Raw genomic sequence first — 20,729 nt, 5'->3', positions numbered from 1 at the left:
CTGGACCCGCCCTCACCCCCGCCCCCGATCCGTACTCCCGTACGCCCCGAAGATGGGATGGAACCGCAAGTGGCAGTCACAAGACGTTCGTTCATGCACGGGCTCGGCGTCACCGGCGGCGCCGGCCTGGCCTACGGTGCGATGGCCACGATCGGCCTCGCCCCCACGGCCACCGCGGCCGAACACGCCTTCCAGGGCCCGAAGATGGACGATCTCATCGGCCGCCCCGGCGGGGCGCCGAAGGTCGTGGTGCTCGGCGCGGGCCCCGCCGGACTCTGCTCGGCCTATGAACTGCGCAAGGCCGGATACGACGTCACGGTCCTCGAAGGACGTACCCGGCCGGGCGGCCGCGTCTGGACGGTCCGCAAGGGAACCACCGAGACGGATCTGGACGGCGAGACGCAGCGGTGCACGTTCTCCGAGGGCCAGGTCTTCAACCTGGGCGCCACCCGCATCCCGCAGAGCCACATCACCATCGACTACTGCCGCGAACTGGGCGTCGAGCTACAGGTGTTCCCCAACCAGAATGCCAACGCCATGGTCAACTACGCGGGTGACACCCCGCTGTCGAAGAGCTCCGTCACGTACCGGGCCGCGAAGGCGGACACGTACGGCTATATGTCGGAACTCCTGCAGAAGGCCACCTCGCAGGGTGCCCTCGATCAGGTCCTGAGCCGCGAGGACAAGGAGGCGCTCTCCGAATTCCTGTCAGGCTTCGGCGACTTGTCGAGCGACGGACGCTACGTGGGGTCCACGCGCCGCGGGTACAGCACGGAACCTGGCGCCGGGCTCGACTTCGGCAGCGAGACCCGGCCGGCCCCGATGTCGGACGTCATACGCTCCGGCATCGGACGGAACTTCGCCTTCGAGTTCGGCTACGACCAGGCGATGATGATGTTCACGCCGGTCGGCGGCATGGACCGGATCTACCACGCCTTCCAGGAACGGATCGGCCGCGGCCGGATCACCTACGGCGCCGAGGTGACCGGTCTGCGCAACACGTCCTCGGGCGTGACCGTCGACTACCGGGCCGGCGGCCGGGACCGGTCCGTCCGCGCCGACTACGTGATCTGTACGATCCCGCCGCAGCTGGTCGGACGGCTGCGCACGAACCTGCCCGCGGACGTGCTGACCGCGCTGGGCGCCGCCAAGCCCGTGGCCGCGGGCAAACTCGCCATCGAGTACTCCCGGCGCTGGTGGGAACTGGACCAGCGGATCTTCGGTGGTGCGAGCAACACCGACCGGGACATCTCCCAGATCATGTTCCCCTTCGACCACTACAACGCGGACCGCGGTGTGGTCGTGGGCTACTACAACACCGGCCGCCGGCAGGAGGCGTTCGAGCCGCTGACGCACAAGCAGCGGCTGGCCAAGGCGGTGGCGGAGGGAGTGGAGATCCACGGCGACGCGTACCGCCGGAACATCTCGTCCTCGTTCTCCGGGAGCTGGCGCCGCACCAAGTACTCCGAAGGCGCCTGGGCCTCCTGGCAGGGCGCCGGGGGCAGCCACGGCGGGGCCGCCACCCCCGAGTACAAGAAGCTGCTCGAACCGGCCGGCCGCGTCTACTTCGCGGGCGACCACCTCTCCAACGCGATCGCCTGGCAGCACGGCGCGTTCACCTCCGCCCGCAGCGTCGTCACCGCGCTGCATCGACGCGTGATGGTCTGAGCCCGGCCGCTCCCCGCACCGGCTCAGGACGGCCGCATCAACCGATCGGTTGATGCGGCCGTCAACCGTCCCGCGCGCTACTCGCAGCCGGTACGTCGAAGAGGCGCGGCGTTCGCCGCACGAGGATGGGACTTGTCATCGGGACGGCCGCGAAGGCCGGCCCGCAGGGACCATCGAACCTCAGGAGTTTTCGGCGATGAAGCACGTCAAGAAGGTTTCCCGGCGTACGCGTGTGATGGCCGGCGGCGCGGTGGCCGTCGCGATCGCGGCCGGCGGATTCGGCGCGTACTCCGCCGGTGCTTCCACCGACTCCGCCCCGGCGGCCGCGGTCGCCGCTGACGCCGCCGACGGCAACCTGGCACAGACGAACCACCTCACCATCGAGGCCGCGGCCAAGGCCGCCGACGCCGCCCTGGACGAGGCCAAGAAGCAGAACCAGCGCGTCACCGTCGCGGTCGTCGACCGCAACGGCAACACCATCCTCACCGTGCGTGGCGACGGTGCGGGCCCGCAGTCCTACGAGGCCGCCGAGAAGAAGGCGTTCACCGCCGTCTCCTGGAACGCCCCGACCTCCGAGCTGGTCAAGCGCCTCGAGTCCGCGCCGACCCTGAAGGACATCCCCGGCACCCTCTTCCTCGGTGGCGGCGCCCCGGTCGCCGCCAAGGGCGGCCCGATCGCGGGCATCGGCGTGGCCGGCGCCCCGTCCGGCGACATCGACGAGAAGATCGCCCAGGCCGGCGTCGCCGCGCTCGCCGGCTGACCCACCCAGCTTCCGGCGCGCCCCCTCGCCGCACCACCCGGTCCGTCCACCGGGGCGGCAAGCGCGGGGCGCGCCGGAGCGGACACCGGCGGCGTGCGTCAGTTCCCCCGCTGACGTACGCCGTCGGTCCCCCCTACCTCCCGTCCGAGGATCCCGTCCGAGGAGCACCACCATGTCCCCTGCCGACCAGGCCCTCCTGGCCGCCGTCCTCGCGGACGACCCCGCCGCCGTGCGCGCGGCCCTCGCCGACGGGGCCGATATCGAGCGCCGCGACGAGCACCGCCGTACGCCGCTCCTGATCGCCGCGGCGGACGACTGTGCGGCGGCGGCCGAGGCGCTGGTCGCCGCGGGCGCCGACCCGAACGCGCAGGACGACCGGTCGGACAGCCCCTGGCTGGTCACGGGCGTCACCGGCAGTGTCCGCATGATGCGTGCGCTGCTGCCCGGGGGCCCCGATCTGAAGCTGGTGAACCGCTTCGGCGGTATCTCCTTGATCCCGGCGGCCGAGCGCGGCCATGTCGACTACGTACGGGCCGTGCTGCGCGAGACCGAGAGCGACGTCGACCATGTGAACCGTCTTGGCTGGACCGCCCTGTTGGAAGCGGTCATCCTCGGCGACGGCGGCCGCGCGCACCAGGAGATCGTGGAGCTCCTGATCACGGCGGGTGCCTCGCCCGGACTCGCGGACGGCGACGGCATGACCGCGCTCGAGCACGCCGAGCGGCGCGGGTTCGACGAGATCGCCGGTCTGCTGAGGGCCGTACGGTGACCCGGCGCAGCGCACGGGGCCGCACCCCGCGCACCCTGTCCGCGGCGGCCGTCACGCTGACCGTCGCCGCCCTGCTCGCGAGCTGCTCCCAGGGCGAGTCCGAGGCCGATACGCCGGCCGCCGCCACACCTTCGTCGGCGCCGAGCGCCACGGCCGAGGAAAACCCCGGCGCTTCCCCCGCCAAGACGCCCGAAGGCACCCTCCTCGTCGCGGACTTCGGCGCCGACACCGTCACCTTCGTCGACCCCGGCAAGGGCGCCATCGACTCCGTGCGAGTCGGTACGGCCCCGTACGGACTGGTCGTCGGCGAGGACGGCCGGGCCTGGGTGGCCACGACCGAGGGCGTCGCGGTCGTCGACACCGCGCAGCGCGAGCGCCTCGCGGTCATCCCGTACGAGACGGGGAATCTCGGTCCGGCGACGGGCGGCGAGTACCGCGGCGGCGGTATGGGCATCGCGCTCGCCCCGGACGGCCGGCAGGTGTACGTGGGCGTCAACGTGCCCGGCGGCAACGGCACGTTGGAGGCCATCGACACCCGCACCCTGAAGGTGACCGACACCGCGGACGTCGGGCGGCGGCCCTTCGATGTGGACGTGTCGCGGGACGGCTCGCAGGTGTACGCGACCGACCACGACTCCTTCGACGTCACGGTCGTCGACCCGAAGTCGATGGACACCCGTCGTATCGAGGTGGCCCCCTACGGCACCGAGGGCGGACTGGGGTCCTGGCTCAAGCCGCACTACGCGGCGGTGCGGCCGTCGGACGGAAAGCTGCTCTTTCCATTCGAGGGCGAGCGCCTCGTCGTCGTCGATCCCGACACCGGCGAGTCGACGGTTGAGCGAATGACCGCGAACACCCATCAGCACGGCGCGCAGATCACCGCGGACGGCACCCTCCTCGCCGTCGGCACCGGCCCGATCGACCCGAGCAGCGACGAGGGGCCGTCCCTCACCGTCCGCTCCCCGGACGGCAAGGAGAAGGTGATTGAGCTGGAGGGACCGCACGAGGACGTCGCGGTCTCGGCGGACGGCGGGACCGCGTACGTCACAGGCGGCTTCACGCGCGACGGCTACTGGAACGGCATCACGGTCGTCGACCTCGACAGCGGCGACACCCGCCGACTGCCTGCCGGTGAGCGGCCGTTGGGGATCGCCGTCCTATGAAGTGCGCTCGACGATGACGAGGGTGCCGCGGCTGCCGGAGTTCACGGCATGCACCTCCCCCGCTTCGACGATGTACATCTCCCCTGCGCGCACTTGGACCTCGACGCCGTCGACGACCAGGCGGAGTTCCCCCTCGAGCACCAGAAGTGCTTCCGCCGTGTCATGGGACTCCGGCGGCAGGGGACGACCGTCCATCCGCAGCACCTTCACGCCCGCGCTTCCGACCCGTCCGAGCAGCAATGAGCTCCAGGCGGTCGGCAGTTGGACAGCGGTTCTCCGTATATCGACGAGGTTCATGGCATGCCTCCTGGCGGGACGCCGCACCGGAAGACGGATGAACCGTCGGTGACGCCCGCGATCGCGATCAAGGGATGCGGCGACGTTACGACACGACGGCGCGCTACTGGTCGACCGTTCGGTAAAACCTCCCCGGTCCCGTCCTCCTGGGCCCTAGTCCTCGAGGAGCGGTCCGAACGTCTCCGCCGCGGCGCGCTCGGCGCGGGCCAGGTCGATGACCTCCCCGGGCACATCCGGGTGCGCGGCGCTCCAAGTCCGCGCCGTCCCCGGCCCGGTGAAGAAGGACACGGTCCGGCAGCAGACGTCCGCGGCGGGCCCGCCGCCGGGCTGCGTTCCGGCGAAGACGACCGCGCCCGGCGGCTCCCATGCCAGGACGCCGGAGCGCGAACTCAGGGTGACGGGTTCGCCGTTGACCGGATCGGTCGAGCTGATCGTCACGTCGCGACCGAGCATCGACGGGATGCCCAGCGCGTCGATCGCGCACATCGACCACGCCTCCACCCCGTCGATCCGCACCCGATGCGACGTCGGGACGGCCGAGAAGGGGTACGCGGCGCGGATGGCGCCCGCGTCGTCCAGGGTGAGGAAATCCTCGCTGGCCAGCTCGGCGAGTACGTCACGGGCGGTGCGGCCGTGAGCGGCGGCGGGCTCTTCGAGCGCGGCGGCGCCGGGCGCCCGGCCGGTCGCGGCGAAGTGCCGCAGCACCGCCTGATGCACGGCCCGCAGCCCGCGTTCCACCGGCGGCCGACGCCCCTGCCCGCCCCTGCCGGCAAGGGCCGACAGGCCGGTCGGCAGTCCGGCCGACGGTCCGCTGTCGCAGCAGGCACAGCCACCGGCCGGCGTGGCGGCGATCCGTTCTCGCGCCGGCCGGTCGCCGGGACAGCCGGGGACCGTGGGCAGCGTGATCCTCATCTCCGCGTCCTTCCTTCGATTTCCGCTCCGCATCGGACGCTAGACCTTCCAGTGCACTGGAAGGTCAAGGCCGTAGCCTGGACGCATGCGTATCGGCGATCTCGCGGCCCGCAGCGGACTGACCACCAAGACGATCCGCTTCTACGAGCAGGCCGGCCTGCTGCCCGAGCCTCCGCGCACCGCCGGCGGATACCGGGACTACTCGGACGAGGCCGCGGCGCGCCTTGCGTTCGTACGGGAGGCGCAGAGCGCCGGGCTCACGCTCGCCGAGATCCGCTCCCTCCTCACGCTGCTCGACAGCGGGCAGGTGCCGTGCGCCCAGGTCACGCGGCTGATCGACGAGCATCTCGCCGAGATCGAGGAGCGGCTGCGCGAACTGCGCCAAACCCGCCGCACCTTGCGCACGCTTGCGGCCCGGGCCGCCACGACCGACCCGGCCGAGTGCGCCGAGGCGGGCGTCTGCACCATCCTCGGGCCCATGCCAACGCCAGCGCCTTGATCCCGACTTCACGCCCGCCGCACACCGCAGGGACGAAAGTCCCGCCGTCCCCAGGCCGTCCGACAGGGGCGACCCTCCTGACCCGCGCCACTTGAACGAACCTTGACTGAATCCGGCAAACAGGAACAAAGGGTCAATTTAGGCTTACCTCAGAAATCCCTCCAGGAAGGCCGACCAGTGACCCTTCGCGGCTGCGCCCCCGGCACCCACGCCCGGATTCAGCGGATCACCACCGACGCACAGGACCGGCTGCGCCTCGCCGAGCTCGGTTTCGTGCGGGGCGCTGAAGTCCGGGTGATCGGGCGTGGTGCGACGGGCGGGCTGCTGCTCGCCCTGGGTGACGCGCGCGTCGCGGTCGACGACGCCACGGCGCACGCCGTGGACATAGAGCCGGCGCCGGCGGCCTCCCATGCCTGACCCACGCACCCCGGTCCTGACACCGGCCTGCTGCCCCACCCCGGAGCACACCCGTACCGCGGGCGCCCCGGTCGTCGCTCTGGTGGGCAACCCGAATGTCGGCAAGTCGACGTTGTTCAACGCACTCACCGGCGCCCGCCGGCACGTGGGCAACTGGCCCGGCAAGACCGTCCAGGTCGCGCGTGGCACCTGGCCCCCGGCGAGCGGCACGCCGGTCGATCTGGCCGACCTCCCGGGCACGTACAGCCTGGTCCCGCGCTCCCCGGACGAGGAGCTCACCCGTGACCTCCTCGTCGATCCGGGAGCCGAGGGCCGTCCGGACCTGGTCGTGGTCACCGCCGATGCGGCCAACCTCGCGCGGAACCTGTATCTGCTCGCCGAGATCCTCGAGACCGGCGTGCGCTGCGTGGTCGCCCTGACCATGACGGATGTGGCGAGGGCCCGCGGGATCACGGTCGACGAGGCGTCCCTGGCACGGGAGTTGGGCGTTCCGGTGATCCCCGTGGTGCCGCGCAGGCGCCAGGGTCTCGACGCGCTCGCTCGAGCCGTACGGAAGGAACTCGATCACGCCGTACGGGAGGAAGGGGACGTCCGCCGCCCCGCGCGCCCCTTCCACCTGGCCGTGCCTCAGGGGGACGATCCCGAACTCGCCGCCGCAGAGGCCCGGTACGCCTGGGTGCACGAGGTCCTCGCCGTGGTGCGCACGCAGCGGGCCGGAGCGGGACTCACCCTGTCCGACCGCGTGGACCGGGTGCTCACCTCGCGCTGGTTCGGCATCCCGGCCTTTCTCGCTGCGATGTGGGGCGTGTTCACCGCCACGACCACCCTGGCGAAGCCGCTGCAGGACGGGCTCGGGGCCTTCGTCGACGGCCCGGTCACCGATTCCGCGACGAGCGCGCTGTCCGGCGCTCCGGGCTGGCTGCGCGGACTGCTCGTGGACGGACTGATCGGCGGCGTCGGGCAGTTGCTGACCTTCGTCCCGCTGATGGTCATCATGTTCGTGCTGCTCGCGCTGCTCGAGGACTCCGGCTACATGGCACGCGCGGCCTTCGTCGTGGACCGCCTGATGCGCCGGCTCGGACTGCCCGGCCGGGCGTTCCTGCCGATCATCGTCGGCTTCGGCTGCAACGTTCCCGCGCTGGCAGGGCTGCGCATCCTCGGCAACCGGCGCCAGCGGCTCCTCGTCGGCATGATCATCCCGTATGTCTCCTGCAGTGCGCGCCTGACGGTGTACGTGCTGTTCGCGGCAGTCTTCTTCGGCAGCACCGCGGGCACCGTGGTCTTCGCGATGTATCTGCTCTCGGTGCTGCTCGTCGTCGGGATCGGCATGCTCCTGCGCAAGACGCTCTTCCGTGAACTGCGGGGCGAGGCACTGGTGTTGGAGCTGCCGCCGTACCGACTTCCCACCCTGCGCGTGGTCGGTGCCCAGACCTGGCAGAAGCTCGCCGGGTTCCTGAGGACCGCGGCCGGCGTCATCGTCGCCACGGTCACCGCGGTGTGGCTCCTCTCCGCGATCCCGCTGGGCGCCGCGTCCGGTACGTCCTTCGGCGAGACGCCCATCGAGCACAGCGTGTTCGGCGCGCTGTCACGGGCCGCGGCGCCGGCCTTCGCACCGGCCGGTTTCGACGACTGGCACGCGGCCGCCGCGCTCGGCACCGGGTTCGTCGCGAAGGAGGCGGTCGTCGCGACCGTCGCCCAGACCTACAGCGCCGACGAGCCCGACCACCCGGACCATGCGGGAGAGTTGGGCACCCGGCTGCACGAGACCTTCGAGCGGAGCTCCGGCGGACATCCGCTGCCCGCCGTACTCGCCTTCCTGGTGTTCCTGCTCGCGTACACCCCCTGCATGGCCACGATCGCCACGCAGTGGCAGGAGATGGGCGGCAGGATGACGCTGCTCTCTACGGGCATCCAACTGACCGTCGCCTGGCTGCTCGCGGTCGCCGTGTTCCAGATCGGGAGCCTGTGGTGGTGAGCGTGCCCACGCACCCGGCCGCGCACCCGACCGTCAGCCCCCTGCGCCGGATCCTCGTCGAGATCCACCGCGGCGGATCCCTCGACGATGTCGCGGCCCGGATCGGTGTGGCCCCGGACGAGGCCGCCGCGATGGTCGACTACTGGGTCGGCCGCGGGGTGCTCACCCGCGAGGCCGTCTCGGGCGGCTGCCCGCCGGCCGGCTGCGGCGGCTGCGCGCTGCGCTCCTCGTGTGCGGCACCGGGGCTCACGGGTGCGTCACCAGGTCTTACGGGCCGTCCGCTGCTGCACACGATCAGGCCTGCGGACCCGCCTCGGGAGTGATCGTCGGCGCTTCACCCCGAGCCGACCCTGACTTTCCCTCATTCTTCCCTGACAACTGTCGGGAATCTTTGACGCGTTCACCGCTCGGCTGCACCGTGGAATGGATCGGGCCGTCGAGCGCCAACTCGACGGCCCGCGCACGACATGAGCAGTCCGCGCGGGCGATGCGACTCGATGCGCGCGGACGTCCCCAGCGTATGGAGAGCAGGTTTCACCATGCCCAGTCCTGCACTGTCCACTGTAACCGTCGACGCGGCCGCCTATACGGTCACGATCGCGGACACCCCCGCACAGGTGCGCGCCGCGCAGCGCTTGCGCCACGACGTGTTCGGGGGCGAGCTCGGCGCACGGCTGCACTCGCCCGAACCTGGCCTGGACATCGACGAGTTCGACGCGATCGCCGACCATCTGATCGTCACCGAGACCGGCAGCGGCGAGGTCGTCGGCACTTACCGGCTCATCCCGCCGGGCCGCGGCGGACGGCTCTATGCGCAGAGCGAGTTCGACCTCTCGGCCCTCGCCCCGATCAGGTCCCAGCTCGTCGAGGCGGGCCGCTCCTGCGTCCACCCCGACCACCGCACCGGCGCCGTCATCAATCTGCTCTGGTCGGCGCTGGCCCGCTATGTGCTGCTGTCCGGCCATGAGTATCTGGCGGGTTGCGCGTCCGTACCGCTGGACGACGGCGGCCACGCCGCGACCAGCGCCTGGCTGCTCGGCACCGCCAAGCACGTCTCGCCCGCCGACCTGCGCGTCCACCCGCACCGGCCCTGGCAGCCGGCGGGACCGCTGGCCGGCACACCGTCCTACGCGGATCTGCCGCCGCTGCTTCGCGGCTATCTGCGGCTCGGCGCCTGGATGTGCGGAGCCCCGGCGCACGACCCGGAGTTCGGTGTCGCCGACTTCTACGTCCTGCTGCCGATGGCCAACGTGAGCGACCGCTACCGGCGTTACTTCCTCGGCGAGGAACGATGAACGCCTGGGCGGTGCAGTCCCCCTGCACCACCGGCTGCGTCGGGCACCGCGTGCCCCCGGTGTCCGCGCGTACGGCGCTGCGCCGCTGCACGGACTTCACCGCGATCGTCGCCGGCACCGCAGCCCGCCGCCACACGCTCACCGACCCGGGCTCGCTGCGGCTGCGGGCCCGGCATCTCCTGGACGCACTGGGCGTTCAACAGGTGGGCGGCGAGGGCGGGTTGAGCGTGCCCGGCCGCACCGGCACGCTGATCGTCGCCAACCACATCTCCTGGCTGGACGTGATCGCCCTGCTGGCCCGCGAACCGGCCACGCTGATCGCCAAACGCGAGGTCGACACCTGGCCCGTGGTGGGCACGCTGGCCCGCCGCGCCGGCACCTGCTTCATCGACCGCGACTCCTTCCGGCGCCTCCCGCAGCAAGTGGCCCTGGTCCGCGAGACGCTCCTGGCCGGCCGCTCGGTCGCCGTCTTCCCGCAGGCCACGACGTGGTGCTCCCCGTCCGGCGGTACGTTCCGCCGGGCCATGTTCCAGGCCGCCCTGGACGCCCGGGCACCGGTACGGCCCGTCAGCATCGGCTATCGGCAGCACGGGATGCCCTCCACCGTCGCCGCGTTCGTCGGCGACGACGGGTTCCTGCCGTCCCTGCGCCGGGTCGCGCGGGCGGACGGGCTCACCGTGCGGGTCGACGCGCACGACGTGCTCCGCCCCGGTCCGGGCCGGGACCGTCGCACGCTCGCGCTGGCGGCACAGGAGGCGGTGCTGGGCCGCGTACCCGCGTCGGCGCTCCCCGTCCCGCCCCTCTCCCCCGCTCTTCATGCTTGACCGGTACGTCCAGACCCTGCAGCACCTGCTCGACTCCCCCTGGATCTGGCTCGCCATCTTCCTGACCGCTTCCCTCGACGCCCTGCTCCCCTTCATGCCGAGCGAGACGACGGTGGTCACCGCCGCCGTCCTCATCGGCCCCGACCCGGGCCGGCTCACGCTGCTCACCGTGCTCGCCGCCACCGGCGCGCTCGCGGGCGACGTCGGCGGGCACATCCTCGGCCGCCGCGCGGGACCCCGCCTCATCCCCCGGCTGCTGCGCGGCGAGCGAGGACGCAGACGGTACGCATGGGCGTGCTCGGCCGTGGGGCGCCACGGCCCGCTCCTGATCGTGGCCGGCCGCTATGTACCCGGCGGCCGGGTCGCCGTCGGCCTGACCACCGGGGCCCTGCGCTATCCCCTGCGCCGCTTCGTCGCCTACGACGCCCTGGGCGCCGCGCTGTGGGCGGTGTTCGCCGTCTGTATGGGCGCGCTCGGCGGCGCGGCCTTCGCGGACCGTCCGCTGCACGGGCTCATGCTCTCCTTCGCCCTCGTCACGGCGGTGACCGTCGCCCTGGAGTGCGTACGCCGGAGCCGCTCCCGCAAAGAGGCGCGGGACGAGGGCGGCCCGGCACTCCCCGTACAGCCGAATGGAGCAGGCACGAAAGCGCACGGGCCGTGTCACGGCACGGATTCCTCTGCGCCCGGTTCGCCCGGAATGTCGACGCACGTGAGGATGTGAGCACGACTGGCCTGGCTTCTCGTGAGCAGGGAGAACGCATTGACCGGCACCGAGGTGGAGCCCCCCACCGGCACAGCCGAGGCGCCCGCGCGCGGCCGCCTGCGCGCCTGGCTCCTCGAAGGCCTCACCGCCGAGACCGCCCAGCACGCGGGACCGCACGGCACCCCGCCCTCCGAGCACCGCGGGCACAAGTGGTGGCGGGTCATGTGCCTCACCGGCGTCGACTACTTCTCCACCCTCGGCTACCAGCCGGGCATCGCGGCCCTGGCCGCGGGACTGCTCTCGCCGCTCGCGACCGTCGTCCTGATCGGGCTCACGCTGCTCGGCGCGCTGCCGGTGTACCGCCGGGTCGCCAAGGAGTCGCCGCACGGCGAGGGTTCGATCCGGATGCTGGAGCGGCTGCTTTCCTGGTGGTCCGGGAAGATCTTCGTCCTGGTCCTGCTCGGCTTCGCGGCCACGGACTTCATCATCACGATCACCCTGTCCGCGGCCGACGCGGCAGCCCATGTGGAGGAGAACCCGTTCGCCCCGCACTGGCTGGACGGGGAGCACACCTGGATCACGCTGTTCCTGATCGCGCTGCTCGGCGCGGTGTTCCTCAAGGGGTTCCGGGAGGCGATCGGGGTCGCGGTGATCCTCGTCGGGGTCTATCTGGCCCTCAACGTGGTGGTCCTGGCGACCGCGGCCGTGAAGGTGGTCACCGAGCCCGTACAGATCGACAACTGGTGGGACGCCGCCACCGCCGAGCACTCCTCGCCCTGGGTGATGATCGGCGTCGCGGTCCTGGTGTTCCCGAAGCTGGCCCTCGGCATGTCCGGCTTCGAGACCGGTGTCGCGGTGATGCCGCAGGTCAAGGGCGATGCCAACGACACCGAGCAGAATCCCGTGGGCCGTATCCGCGGCACCCGCAAGCTGCTGACCACCGCGGCCGTCATCATGAGCTGCTTCCTGCTGCTCTCCAGTCTCGCGACCACGATCCTGATCCCGCAGGACGAGTTCAAGAGCGGCGGCGAGGCCAACGGCAGGGCGCTCGCCTATCTCGCCCATCAGCATCTGGGCGAGGTGTTCGGCACGGTCTACGACGTCTCGACGATCGCCATCCTGTGGTTTGCGGGCGCCTCCGCGCTGGCCGGACTGCTCAACCTGGTGCCGCGCTATCTGCCGCGCTACGGCATGGCTCCGCAGTGGACGCTCGCCGTGCGGCCGCTGGTCCTGATCTTCATGGCGATCGCGGTGTTCATCACGCTGTGGTTCAACGCCGACGTCGACGCCCAGAGCGGCGCGTACGCGACCGGTGTCCTGGTCCTGATGCTCTCGGCGTCCTTCGCCTGTACGGCGGCGGCCCGCAAGGCCGGGGAGCGCAAGGGGATGATCGGCTTCGGCGTGATCACCGCGGTGCTCGCGTACACCCTGGTCGACAACGTCGTGGAGCGTCCCGATGGCATCCGTATCGCGGCGCTCTTCATCCTCGCGATCCTGATCAGCTCGCTCGCCTCCCGTATCCACCGCGCCTTCGAACTGCGCGCCGCGCAGGTGACGTTCGACGAGAAGGCGCAGCAGCTCATCGACGAGGCGGCCGCGATGGGCGGCCCGTTGCGGATCATCGCCAACGAGCCGCAGGAGCACAGCACGGTCGAGTACCGCGAGAAGGAGTACACGCAGCGCGAGGCCACGTTCATTCCGGGTGGCCGGCCGGTGCTGTTCCTCGAGGTGTTCGTCCGGGACTCCTCGGAGTTCACCGCCGATCTGGACGTGCGCGGCGACGAGAAGCACGGCGCGCGCCGGCTGCGCGTGGAGTCGTCCGTCGTCCCCAACGCGATCGCGGCGGTGCTGCTCGCGCTGCGCGACCGCACGGGCGAGGTGCCGCACGCGTACTTCAACTGGACCGAGGGGCACCCGGTCAGCCATCTCCTGCGGTTCCTGGTCTTCGGCGACGGCGAGGTCGCCCCGGTCACCCGCGAAGTGCTGCGCCGCGCGGAGCCCGATCGCGAGCGGCGGCCGCGCGTGCACGTCGGCTGAGCTCGGGTGCGCAGTGCGACGGCACCGGCAGGCGGCTACGACAGGCGGTTACGGCACCCACCCGGCGGTCCCGCGCACGATCCGGGCCGCGGCCCGTGACAGCGGCAACAGCCCCTCCGCGTCGACCTTGTCGAGCGTGTCGGACGAGTCGACCAGGTACATCGGCGCGCTCAGGAAATGCACGAGCCGTACGCCTTCGGGGTGGAAGAACGCCCCGTCCGTGGGCGGCATCGGCGAGAACACATCGGGCCTGAGGACATGCGAACGGCGCAGCCCCTCGGCGGAGATGCTCTCGTGCACCAGCTGTTCCAGAGGCGCCTCCTGGGTGGTGAACCACCAGCGCACCTCGGGATCTTCCGTCGGCTCGAGACCGCCGTCCCGCGGTACGCAGCGCAGGGCCGCGTGCTCCAGATGCATCTGGAGCACGACGTCCGGCAGCAGGTCCCGGTGGCTGTCGATGAACGCCCGGGTGCCGGCGGCGTGCACCATGTGCCCGGCGGTGAGCAGGAACAGCAGGTTGTGCGGCCGCTGCTCGTGGGGAACGCCGGCCCAGTGGCGCGCGGCGGCGAGCACCAGCGCGATCCCGGTGCCGTCCTCGACGGCGGAGGCCCAGGGGGCGTCGTGGTGCGAGGCGATGATCACCCAGTGGTCGGACGCACCCGGCAAGGTGGCCACGACGTTGTGGCTCAGCGCGCCCGTGAGCCGGGAGCTACTGGTGAGCGTGCCGGTGCAGGGGCCTTTGTCCATGAGGTCGAGCACCCGGCGGGTGTCCGAGGGCCGCAGCCACAGACCGGGGATGGGCCGCTCGACGGCGTCGTAGGGGACGTAGTAGTCGCGCGTCTCCCAGGGGAAGTCCAATGCCCCTACGTATCCGGCCGACTTGGCGGCGAGCGCCGGCTCCATCACCTGGTTGAGGCGGGGCCCGAACGGCAGCGTCTGCACCAGGGTGTCGAAGACGCCTTCCGGGTCGTACGAGGAGGTCGCGAGCGAGCGGACGTACGACTGGGGCAGTTCGGTGAGCCGCAGTTCGTCGACGGCGAGGGCGCCGGGACGAGCGGGGGCGTCGGCGAGGCGGACCAGGGGCGCGGTGGTGCCGCGGCTGGGTGCGGTGAACGGCAGCGGGAACCCGTCGACCTTCAACTCACCGTGCTCCGACGCCTCCTGGCCGTCGAGGCGGACGGTCAGCTCGGCCGAGCGCGGCACCCAGCGGGGCACCCGCACCGGTTCGAGCGCGACATCGAGGCCGTAGGCGCACAGCTTGCGCGCCGCCCACTGCTCGGTCCAGGCGTCCGCCGGATATCCGGGGCGCCGGATGCCGCGCGCCACGATCGTACGGATCCACTCCAGCATCTCGTCGGTGCGCGGCCACTGGCTCATGACGGCTGTTCGACCCCCAGGCCGTCCACGACGACCGCGCCGGGCAGCTCGGCGAAGGCCTTGCCGGGCACGATCAGCTTGCCGCGCCGCCGCCCGCTGCCGATCAGCACGTACGGGGTGTCGACGACGGCCGCGTCGACCAACAGCGGCCAGTCGTCCGGGAGTCCGACCGGAGTGATCCCGCCGTACTCCATCCCGGTCTCTCCGGTGGCGAGGTCCATCGGCGCGAACGAGGCCTTGCGGGCGCCGAGTTGACGCCGCACCACACCGTTGACGTCGACCCGCGTCCGCGAGAGGACCACGCACGCGGCCAGCGAGCTCTCGCCACCGCGCTTGCTCGCGACCACCACACAGTTCGCGGACTGGTCGAGCAGGCTCGCCCCGTAGTGCTCCACGAACACGGCGGTGTCGGCGATCGCCGGATCGGTGTCCACGTACAGGAACTGCTCGGTGGGCACGGTGCCGCGCCAGTGCCGTACGGCGTCGGCGACCGGGGTGGTCAGCTCGTCGAGGCAGTCGGGGGCGGGACGGGCGTTGTCGAAGGTGCCGATCGGTGCGCGCATGACGGCAAGTTAACAGCCGTCCGTCCACCAGACAGGCCCAAGGTCAGTTGGCCGCCGGGATCTGGACGGCCATGGTCATCTCCACCGGTACGTCCCCCGCGTTGCGGTACGCGTGCGCGACGTTGGCCTCGAAGGAGGCGGAGGATCCGGCCGGTACGGCGTGCGGGGCGCCGTCGACGACGAGGGTGAGCTCGCCGGCGGTGACATGGATGAGTTCGACGGTGCCGGACGGGTGCGGGTCGGAGGAGCTCTCGTCGCCCGGCATGAGCAGCCAGTCCCACAGCTCGAACGGGCCGCGCACTTCGGTGCCGACCAGCAGCTTGGTGTGGCTGCCCGCGTCCGTCGACCACATCCGTACGACCTGGTCCTCGGACACGACGCGCACCTGCGGGCCCTGCTCATAGTCGAGCAGCGTGGTGATGGAGACGCCGAGCGCGTCGGCCAGCTTGACCGTGGTGCCGACGCTCGGGTTCGTACGGGCCTGCTCGATCTGGATGATCATGCCGCGACTGACGCCCGCGCGGGCGGCGAGCGCGTCGAGCGTGTAACCCCGCTCGCCGCGCCAGCGCTTGAGGTTGCGCGCGAGCGACTGGGTGAGCTGATCGAGATCCGACATTCCCGTCCCTAATCCGCGGTCGCGGCCACCACCCTGCACCCTTAGTCCAATATCCTGGATGACATAGTCCAGTCCATTGAACTACGGTGTGGTGCACCGAATCGTTCAACACACTGTACTGCGAGGTTCCGTCATGACAGCACTGTTCGCCCTGGCCACCAGCGTGCTCTGGGGTCTCGCCGACTTCGGCGGCGGACTGCTGACCCGACGCATCCCCGCCCTGACGGTGGTGGTCGCCTCGCAGACGATCGCGGTCGTGGTGCTCGGCGCGGTCGTGATCGCGACCGGCGGCTGGACCGAGTGGGGCCCGCAGCTGTGGTTCGCCGTCGCGGCCGGACTCGTCGGCCCGGTGGCGATGCTCTCCTTCTACAAGGCCCTCGCCCTCGGCCCGATGGGTGTGGTCTCCCCGCTGGGTTCGGTGGGGGTCGCGGTGCCGGTCGGCGTCGGACTCGTGCTCGGCGAGCGGCCCGGGCTGCTCCAGTACGGAGGGATCGCGGTGGCCGTCGTCGGGATCGTGCTCGCGGGCGGACCGCAGTTCCGCGGCGCACCCGTGCAGCGGCAGGCCCTGTTCCTGACCCTGCTCGCCGCGTTCGGTTTCGGTGCGGTGATGGCGCTGATCGCCGAGGCCTCCACGACGCTGACCGGCCTGTTCCTCGCCCTGTTCGTCCAGCGGGTGTCCAACGTCCTGGCCGGAGGCACCGCGCTGTACGTCGCCTCCAAGCGGGGCATGGAGGTCCTGCCGCGCGGCGAAGGCATCCGGATGCTGTGGTCCGCGTTCCCGGCGCTGGCCTTCGTGGGTCTCGCCGATGTGGCCGCCAACGGTACGTACTCGATCGCCGCGCAGAACGGCCCGGTGACCGTCGCGGCCGTACTCGCCTCGCTCTACCCGGTGATCACGGCGCTCGCCGCGCGGGGTGTGCTCAAGGAACGGCTGCGTGCGGTGCAGGCCGCGGGTGCGGGGCTTGCGCTGGTCGGCACGGTGATGCTGGCGAGCGGTTGATCAGCAGGTCCGGTCAGGCACCCTGCGTGGGCTTCTCGTCCACCCACTCCGCAAGCGCAAGAAGCTCCTCGGAGGTCATCCCCGCCGGAATCGGCACCGGCGGGGGCGTCCGCAGCGGCGGCTGCCAGCCGGTCGCGGCCTCCCAGCGCCGTACGACACGGGCCGGCGCACCGGCCACCACCGCGTGGTCCGGCACGTCTCCGCGTACGACCGCACCCGCCGCCACGACGACATTGCGGCCGAGCCGGGCGCCCGGCAGGATCACCGCGCCCGTGCCGATCCAGCAGCCGGGCCCGATCTCCACGGGCTCCATCCGCGGCCACTGCTTGCCGACGGGCTCCTGCGGATCGTCGTAACTGTGGTTCGTGGACGTGACGTAGACATACGGGCCGAAGTAGCAGTCGGCGCCGATCGTCACCGTCGTATCGGCGATGACATGACTGCCGCGGCCCAGGACGACACCGTCGCCGATACGCAGGATCGGCTCGGGGCCGAGGTCGAGCTCGGGCATCAGACCGGCGGTCAGGGTGACCTGTTCGCCGACGATGCAGTGGTTGCCGAGTTCGATCCAGGGCTCGCCGAACACGGTGCCCTGCGGGAAGGCCAGCTTGGTGCCGGTCCCGATCCGGCGGAACTTCAGCTTGCCGGGCCGTTCGGCCGTGACGGCTCCCGACCGCTGCACCCAGCGCCAGCCGGCGTGCACGGTACGCGTGACCAGGCGGCGGCGGGCCGCGGCCAGCGATGAGAACGTGTTCCTGTTCGGCACCCGCACACCGTACTCATGCGCGCCCGCGGACATGAGGGGCACGACCTGTGATCTTCGACCCACCCCGAGGCGGGACAACGGCCTTCGCTTACCGTTCCCCTGGGCGCACCACGACTTGAGCAACAAGGAGCACGGCATGGCAGAGCGCGCGTTGATCGCAGGGGTCGGCGGCAAGAACCCCGAGGTGGACCCGGAGGCGTTCGCCGCCCCGACGTCCGTCGCCATGGGTGACGTGACCCTCAAGGCGGGCTCCAGCATCTGGTACCACGCGGTGCTCCGCGCGGACTGCGGCCCGATCGTGCTCGGCACGGACAGCAACATCCAGGACAACTGCACGGTCCATGTCGACCCCGGCTTCCCCGTCACCATCGGCGACCGGGTCTCGGTGGGCCACAACGCGACGGTGCACGGCTGCACGGTCGAGGACGACTGCCTCATCGGCATGGGCGCCACCATCCTCAACGGCGCGGTGATCGGCGCCGGTTCCCTGGTCGCGGCCCAGGCCCTCGTACCGCAGGGCATGCAGGTGCCGCCGGGTTCGCTGGTCGCGGGCGTACCGGCGAAGGTGCGCCGGCCGCTGACCGAGGAGGAGCGCGAGGGCATCAAGCTCAACGCGGCGATGTACACGGAACTGGCGAAGGCGCACCGCGCGGCGCACGAGGAGCGCGGCGCGTAGCGCCCGGCGGCCTTCCTTCGCGTCGCAGCCCGGCCCCTTCACGCCGCAACCTGGCCTCTTCCCGCCGCAACCCGGCCCCTTCCCGCTTCAAGTGGCGCCGAAGGAGCGGCGATACGAGCGCGGCGGCACCCCACGCCGCCGTACGAACTGTTCGCGCAGGACCGCCGCGCTCGAGTAGCCCACCTGGTGGGCGATCTCCTCGACGGGAAGGTCCGTCGACTCCAGGAGCTCCTCCGCGCGCCCGAGCCGCAGGTCCCGCAGCCAGGCGTGCGGTGTGCTGCCCGTCGCGGCGGTGAAACGGCGGGCGAAGGTGCGCCGGCTCATCACCGCGCGCCGCGCCAACTCGGCCACGGGGAGCGGCTGATGAAGGTGTCCCCGCGCCCAGCCGAGCACTTCGGCGAGCCGCTCGTCCTCGCCGTCCTCGGGAACGGGAGCGGCCAGATACTGGGCCTGTCCGCCGTCCCGGTGCGAGGGCAGCACCATGTCCCGGGCGACCGCGTTGGCCAGCGTGGCGCCGAACTCCCGCCGCAGCAGATGCAGACACAGATCGAACCCGGCGGCGGCTCCCGCACCGGTGATGACCTGGCCTTCGTCCACGTACAGCGCCCCGGCGTCGACGTCGACCTCCGGATGGTGCTCGGTGAGCAGGTCGGCGAACCGCCAATGCGTGGTCGCCCGGAGGCCGTTGAGCAACCCGGCCGCGGCCAGCGTGAACGTGCCGACACAGTGCGCCGCCACCACGGCGCCCCGTCCGTACGCGGCGCGCAAGGCCTCCCGTACGGCGGGCTCGGGAGGTGCCCGGAACTCCGCGCCGGGCAGGGCGAGCACCAAGTCGGCGGCGGCCAGCCGCTCGAGACCGTGCTCGACCGCGATCGGTACACCGACGTCGGTACGGACCTGACCCGGCCGGTCCGCACACAGGGCGAAGTCGAAGCCCGGCAAGTCCGGACCGTGCGGGCCGAACACCTCGCCGACGATGCCGACGGCGAGCAGGCCGGCTCCGGGCGGAACGTAGGCGGCGACGGTACGGAAGGCAGGCATGCCGCAGTGTGGCACGTTTCCTGCGATCGCTGGCATTGATGCCACTCGTGCAGGACCTTCCGGCCCGGCAGAGTTGAGGCCATGACAGACGCACCGCGCGGCCGCAGCGCCTCGTACACGATCCTGACCACCGGCTATGTGGGCTCCACCGGCCCCGGAGTCGCCGCGACCGTCTCCTACGTGACCGACGGGGACCGGCATGTGATCTTCGACCCCGGGATGGTCGCGGACCGGAACGACATCCTCGGTCCGCTCGCCGAACTGGGTTTGGGCGCCGAGGACATCACCGATGTGGTCCTCAGCCACCACCACCCGGACAACACCATGAACGTCGGCCTGTTCGGCCGGGCCCTCGTGCACGACCACAAGGTGGAGTACCGCGGCAACCAGTGGCGCAACCGGGAAGCGGAAGGCTATGAACTCACCGCGTCGCTGAGGATGATCCGCACCCCCGGGCACAGCGCCGAGGACATCACGCTCCTCGCGGGCACGGAGACGGGAGTGGTGGCCTTCGCCGGCGACCTGTGGTGGCACGTGGACGGCCCGGCGGACGACCCCGTGGCCCCGGACCGCGAGCTGCTGCGCGCCTCCCGTGAGCGCGTGCTGGCCGCGGCCGACGTGATCGTGCCGGGGCATGGCGGGGCGTTCAAGTCACAGGAGACGGTGGTGCGTTAGACAGCCGGAGACCGCGGTGCGGCCGTAGGCGGGGGCCGCGTCAGTCGGCAGAGGCGGACGCGCCCTCCGGCGCCGGAGGGCGTCGCCTTCTCCGTACGATCCACACCGCGCAGCAGGCGAGCAGCGCCCCAAGCGCGAGTCCCGCCAGCGAGAAGCGCGTGAGCCAGCTCCCGGCGGCCAGGCCCAGGTGGTAGACCACCCCGGTCGTCACGCCCGCCCAGAGCACCGCGCCGCACGCGTTCGCCGGGGCGAACTGCCAGTACGGCATGCGCAGGACGCCCGCCACCGGCCCGGTGAAGATCCGCAGCACGGCGACGAAGCGCCCGAACAGGACGGCCCACACGCCCCACGTACGGAACGACCGCTCGGCGGCGGCGACTTGGGTCGGTCCGAAGCGGCGGGGAAAGCGCCGGCCGAGCCGCTCGAGGAGCGGACGCCCACCGCGCCGCCCGAGCGCGAATCCGCAGAACGTGCCCGACGCCGCACCCACGGCCGCTCCGGCGGCGAGCAGCCACGGGTCGATCTCGCCGTACTGGGAAGCGAGCAGTGCCGCGGTGACGAGGATGACTCCGCCGGGCAGCGGGATGCCGATGCTCTCCACCAGCAGAATCGTCCCGACCAGGAGGTAGACGGCGATCGCGGGGACGGACGCGAGCCACTCCTGCACTGCCCGTTCCCTCCGGTCCACCCGCATCT

Annotated in this window: 23 protein-coding genes; 15 read left to right on the top strand and 8 right to left on the bottom strand. The window is 71.7% G+C overall.

The window, feature by feature from the left end; genetic code table 11:
• Positions 1–69: 69 nt before the first annotated feature.
• From G6045_RS02470 to G6045_RS02455, 4 genes are all read left to right on the top strand, one after another.
• A complete protein-coding gene (locus G6045_RS02470; RefSeq protein ID WP_328707629.1) occupies positions 70–1,668 on the top strand; it encodes a flavin monoamine oxidase family protein in 1,599 nt (532 codons plus the stop codon).
• Positions 1,669–1,864: 196 nt separating this feature from the next.
• Entirely contained in the window at positions 1,865–2,428 is a 564-nt protein-coding gene (locus G6045_RS02465) for a GlcG/HbpS family heme-binding protein (protein ID WP_165330070.1), read from the top strand.
• A 172-nt stretch (positions 2,429–2,600) separates the two neighbouring features.
• Entirely contained in the window at positions 2,601–3,197 is a 597-nt protein-coding gene (locus tag G6045_RS02460; RefSeq protein ID WP_165330069.1) for an ankyrin repeat domain-containing protein, read from the top strand.
• On the top strand, positions 3,194–4,360 hold the full coding sequence (locus tag G6045_RS02455) for a YncE family protein (protein ID WP_408056290.1): 1,167 nt from the start codon (positions 3,194–3,196) through the stop codon (positions 4,358–4,360). The genes G6045_RS02460 and G6045_RS02455 overlap by 4 nt, the downstream gene beginning before the upstream one ends.
• Here the strand turns inward: G6045_RS02455 and G6045_RS02450 are convergent.
• Both G6045_RS02450 and G6045_RS02445 read right to left on the bottom strand, forming a co-directional pair.
• Positions 4,355–4,657, bottom strand: a complete 303-nt coding sequence (locus tag G6045_RS02450; RefSeq protein ID WP_165330068.1) for a cupin domain-containing protein — start codon at positions 4,655–4,657, stop codon at positions 4,355–4,357. The two genes, G6045_RS02455 and G6045_RS02450, sit on opposite strands and share 6 nt — an antisense overlap.
• 153 nt (positions 4,658–4,810) lie before the next feature.
• Positions 4,811–5,569 carry an alkylmercury lyase family protein gene (locus G6045_RS02445; RefSeq protein WP_165330067.1) on the bottom strand — a complete coding sequence of 253 codons (759 nt, stop codon included), beginning with the start codon at positions 5,567–5,569 and terminating at the stop codon, positions 4,811–4,813.
• An 85-nt stretch (positions 5,570–5,654) separates the two neighbouring features.
• Between G6045_RS02445 and G6045_RS02440 the strand changes: the two genes are divergently transcribed.
• From G6045_RS02440 to G6045_RS02405, 8 genes are all read left to right on the top strand, one after another.
• Entirely contained in the window at positions 5,655–6,068 is a 414-nt protein-coding gene (locus tag G6045_RS02440) for a heavy metal-responsive transcriptional regulator (protein ID WP_165330066.1), read from the top strand.
• A 177-nt stretch (positions 6,069–6,245) separates the two neighbouring features.
• Positions 6,246–6,485, top strand: a complete 240-nt coding sequence (locus G6045_RS02435; protein ID WP_165330065.1) for a FeoA family protein — start codon at positions 6,246–6,248, stop codon at positions 6,483–6,485.
• Positions 6,478–8,460 (top strand): ferrous iron transport protein B, encoded by a 1,983-nt coding sequence (gene feoB / locus G6045_RS02430; protein WP_165330064.1) that lies wholly within the window; start codon positions 6,478–6,480, stop codon positions 8,458–8,460. The genes G6045_RS02435 and feoB overlap by 8 nt, the downstream gene beginning before the upstream one ends.
• A complete protein-coding gene (locus G6045_RS02425; protein WP_165330063.1) occupies positions 8,457–8,783 on the top strand; it encodes a FeoC-like transcriptional regulator in 327 nt (108 codons plus the stop codon). The genes feoB and G6045_RS02425 overlap by 4 nt, the downstream gene beginning before the upstream one ends.
• Before the next feature lie 216 nt (positions 8,784–8,999).
• Positions 9,000–9,755 (top strand): GNAT family N-acetyltransferase, encoded by a 756-nt coding sequence (locus G6045_RS02420; RefSeq protein ID WP_165330062.1) that lies wholly within the window; start codon positions 9,000–9,002, stop codon positions 9,753–9,755.
• A complete protein-coding gene (locus G6045_RS02415; RefSeq protein WP_165330061.1) occupies positions 9,752–10,579 on the top strand; it encodes a lysophospholipid acyltransferase family protein in 828 nt (275 codons plus the stop codon). Before G6045_RS02420 ends, G6045_RS02415 begins: the two co-directional genes overlap by 4 nt.
• The gene (locus G6045_RS02410; protein ID WP_165330060.1) at positions 10,572–11,300 is read left to right on the top strand and encodes a DedA family protein; all 729 of its coding nucleotides are present in this window, start codon (positions 10,572–10,574) and stop codon (positions 11,298–11,300) included. Before G6045_RS02415 ends, G6045_RS02410 begins: the two co-directional genes overlap by 8 nt.
• Positions 11,301–11,339: 39 nt before the next feature.
• Positions 11,340–13,319: an APC family permease gene (locus tag G6045_RS02405; protein ID WP_206343191.1), complete on the top strand. Its 1,980-nt coding sequence runs from the start codon at positions 11,340–11,342 to the stop codon at positions 13,317–13,319.
• 48 nt (positions 13,320–13,367) lie between these two features.
• On the opposite strand, the gene G6045_RS02400 is transcribed toward G6045_RS02405, so the two are convergent.
• From G6045_RS02400 to G6045_RS02390, 3 genes are read right to left on the bottom strand one after another with little or no spacing between them, the layout of a single operon-like run.
• The gene (locus tag G6045_RS02400; RefSeq protein ID WP_165330059.1) at positions 13,368–14,696 is read right to left on the bottom strand and encodes a M28 family peptidase; all 1,329 of its coding nucleotides are present in this window, start codon (positions 14,694–14,696) and stop codon (positions 13,368–13,370) included.
• Positions 14,693–15,259, bottom strand: a complete 567-nt coding sequence (locus G6045_RS02395; protein ID WP_165330058.1) for a YbaK/EbsC family protein — start codon at positions 15,257–15,259, stop codon at positions 14,693–14,695. Before G6045_RS02395 ends, G6045_RS02400 begins: the two co-directional genes overlap by 4 nt.
• Before the next feature lie 43 nt (positions 15,260–15,302).
• Positions 15,303–15,875: a helix-turn-helix domain-containing protein gene (locus G6045_RS02390; protein WP_165330057.1), complete on the bottom strand. Its 573-nt coding sequence runs from the start codon at positions 15,873–15,875 to the stop codon at positions 15,303–15,305.
• A 133-nt stretch (positions 15,876–16,008) separates the two neighbouring features.
• On the opposite strand from G6045_RS02390, the gene G6045_RS02385 reads away from it, so the two are divergent.
• Positions 16,009–16,875, top strand: coding sequence for a DMT family transporter (locus G6045_RS02385; RefSeq protein WP_165330056.1), 867 nt, complete (start codon positions 16,009–16,011; stop codon positions 16,873–16,875).
• A 13-nt stretch (positions 16,876–16,888) separates the two neighbouring features.
• On the opposite strand, the gene G6045_RS02380 is transcribed toward G6045_RS02385, so the two are convergent.
• The gene (locus G6045_RS02380; protein WP_165330168.1) at positions 16,889–17,674 is read right to left on the bottom strand and encodes an acyltransferase; all 786 of its coding nucleotides are present in this window, start codon (positions 17,672–17,674) and stop codon (positions 16,889–16,891) included.
• 103 nt (positions 17,675–17,777) lie between these two features.
• Here G6045_RS02380 and G6045_RS02375 point away from each other — a divergent pair, with 103 nt between their 5' ends.
• Positions 17,778–18,317 (top strand): gamma carbonic anhydrase family protein, encoded by a 540-nt coding sequence (locus G6045_RS02375; RefSeq protein WP_165330055.1) that lies wholly within the window; start codon positions 17,778–17,780, stop codon positions 18,315–18,317.
• A gap of 87 nt (positions 18,318–18,404) precedes the next feature.
• On the opposite strand, the gene G6045_RS02370 is transcribed toward G6045_RS02375, so the two are convergent.
• Entirely contained in the window at positions 18,405–19,358 is a 954-nt protein-coding gene (locus G6045_RS02370) for a GlxA family transcriptional regulator (RefSeq protein ID WP_165330054.1), read from the bottom strand.
• A gap of 81 nt (positions 19,359–19,439) precedes the next feature.
• On the opposite strand from G6045_RS02370, the gene G6045_RS02365 reads away from it, so the two are divergent.
• Positions 19,440–20,033 carry an MBL fold metallo-hydrolase gene (locus G6045_RS02365; RefSeq protein WP_165330053.1) on the top strand — a complete coding sequence of 198 codons (594 nt, stop codon included), beginning with the start codon at positions 19,440–19,442 and terminating at the stop codon, positions 20,031–20,033.
• 40 nt (positions 20,034–20,073) lie between these two features.
• Here the strand turns inward: G6045_RS02365 and G6045_RS02360 are convergent, their stop codons facing one another.
• Positions 20,074–20,727 carry a DedA family protein gene (locus G6045_RS02360; RefSeq protein ID WP_165330052.1) on the bottom strand — a complete coding sequence of 218 codons (654 nt, stop codon included), beginning with the start codon at positions 20,725–20,727 and terminating at the stop codon, positions 20,074–20,076.
• Positions 20,728–20,729 lie beyond the last annotated feature (2 nt).

Source organism: Streptomyces mesophilus (assembly GCF_011044995.1).
In the GTDB taxonomy this organism is placed as follows: domain Bacteria; phylum Actinomycetota; class Actinomycetes; order Streptomycetales; family Streptomycetaceae; genus Streptomyces; species Streptomyces mesophilus.
Note: the sequence above shows the minus strand (reverse complement) of the source record. Positions and strands in the feature narration are given on the sequence as shown.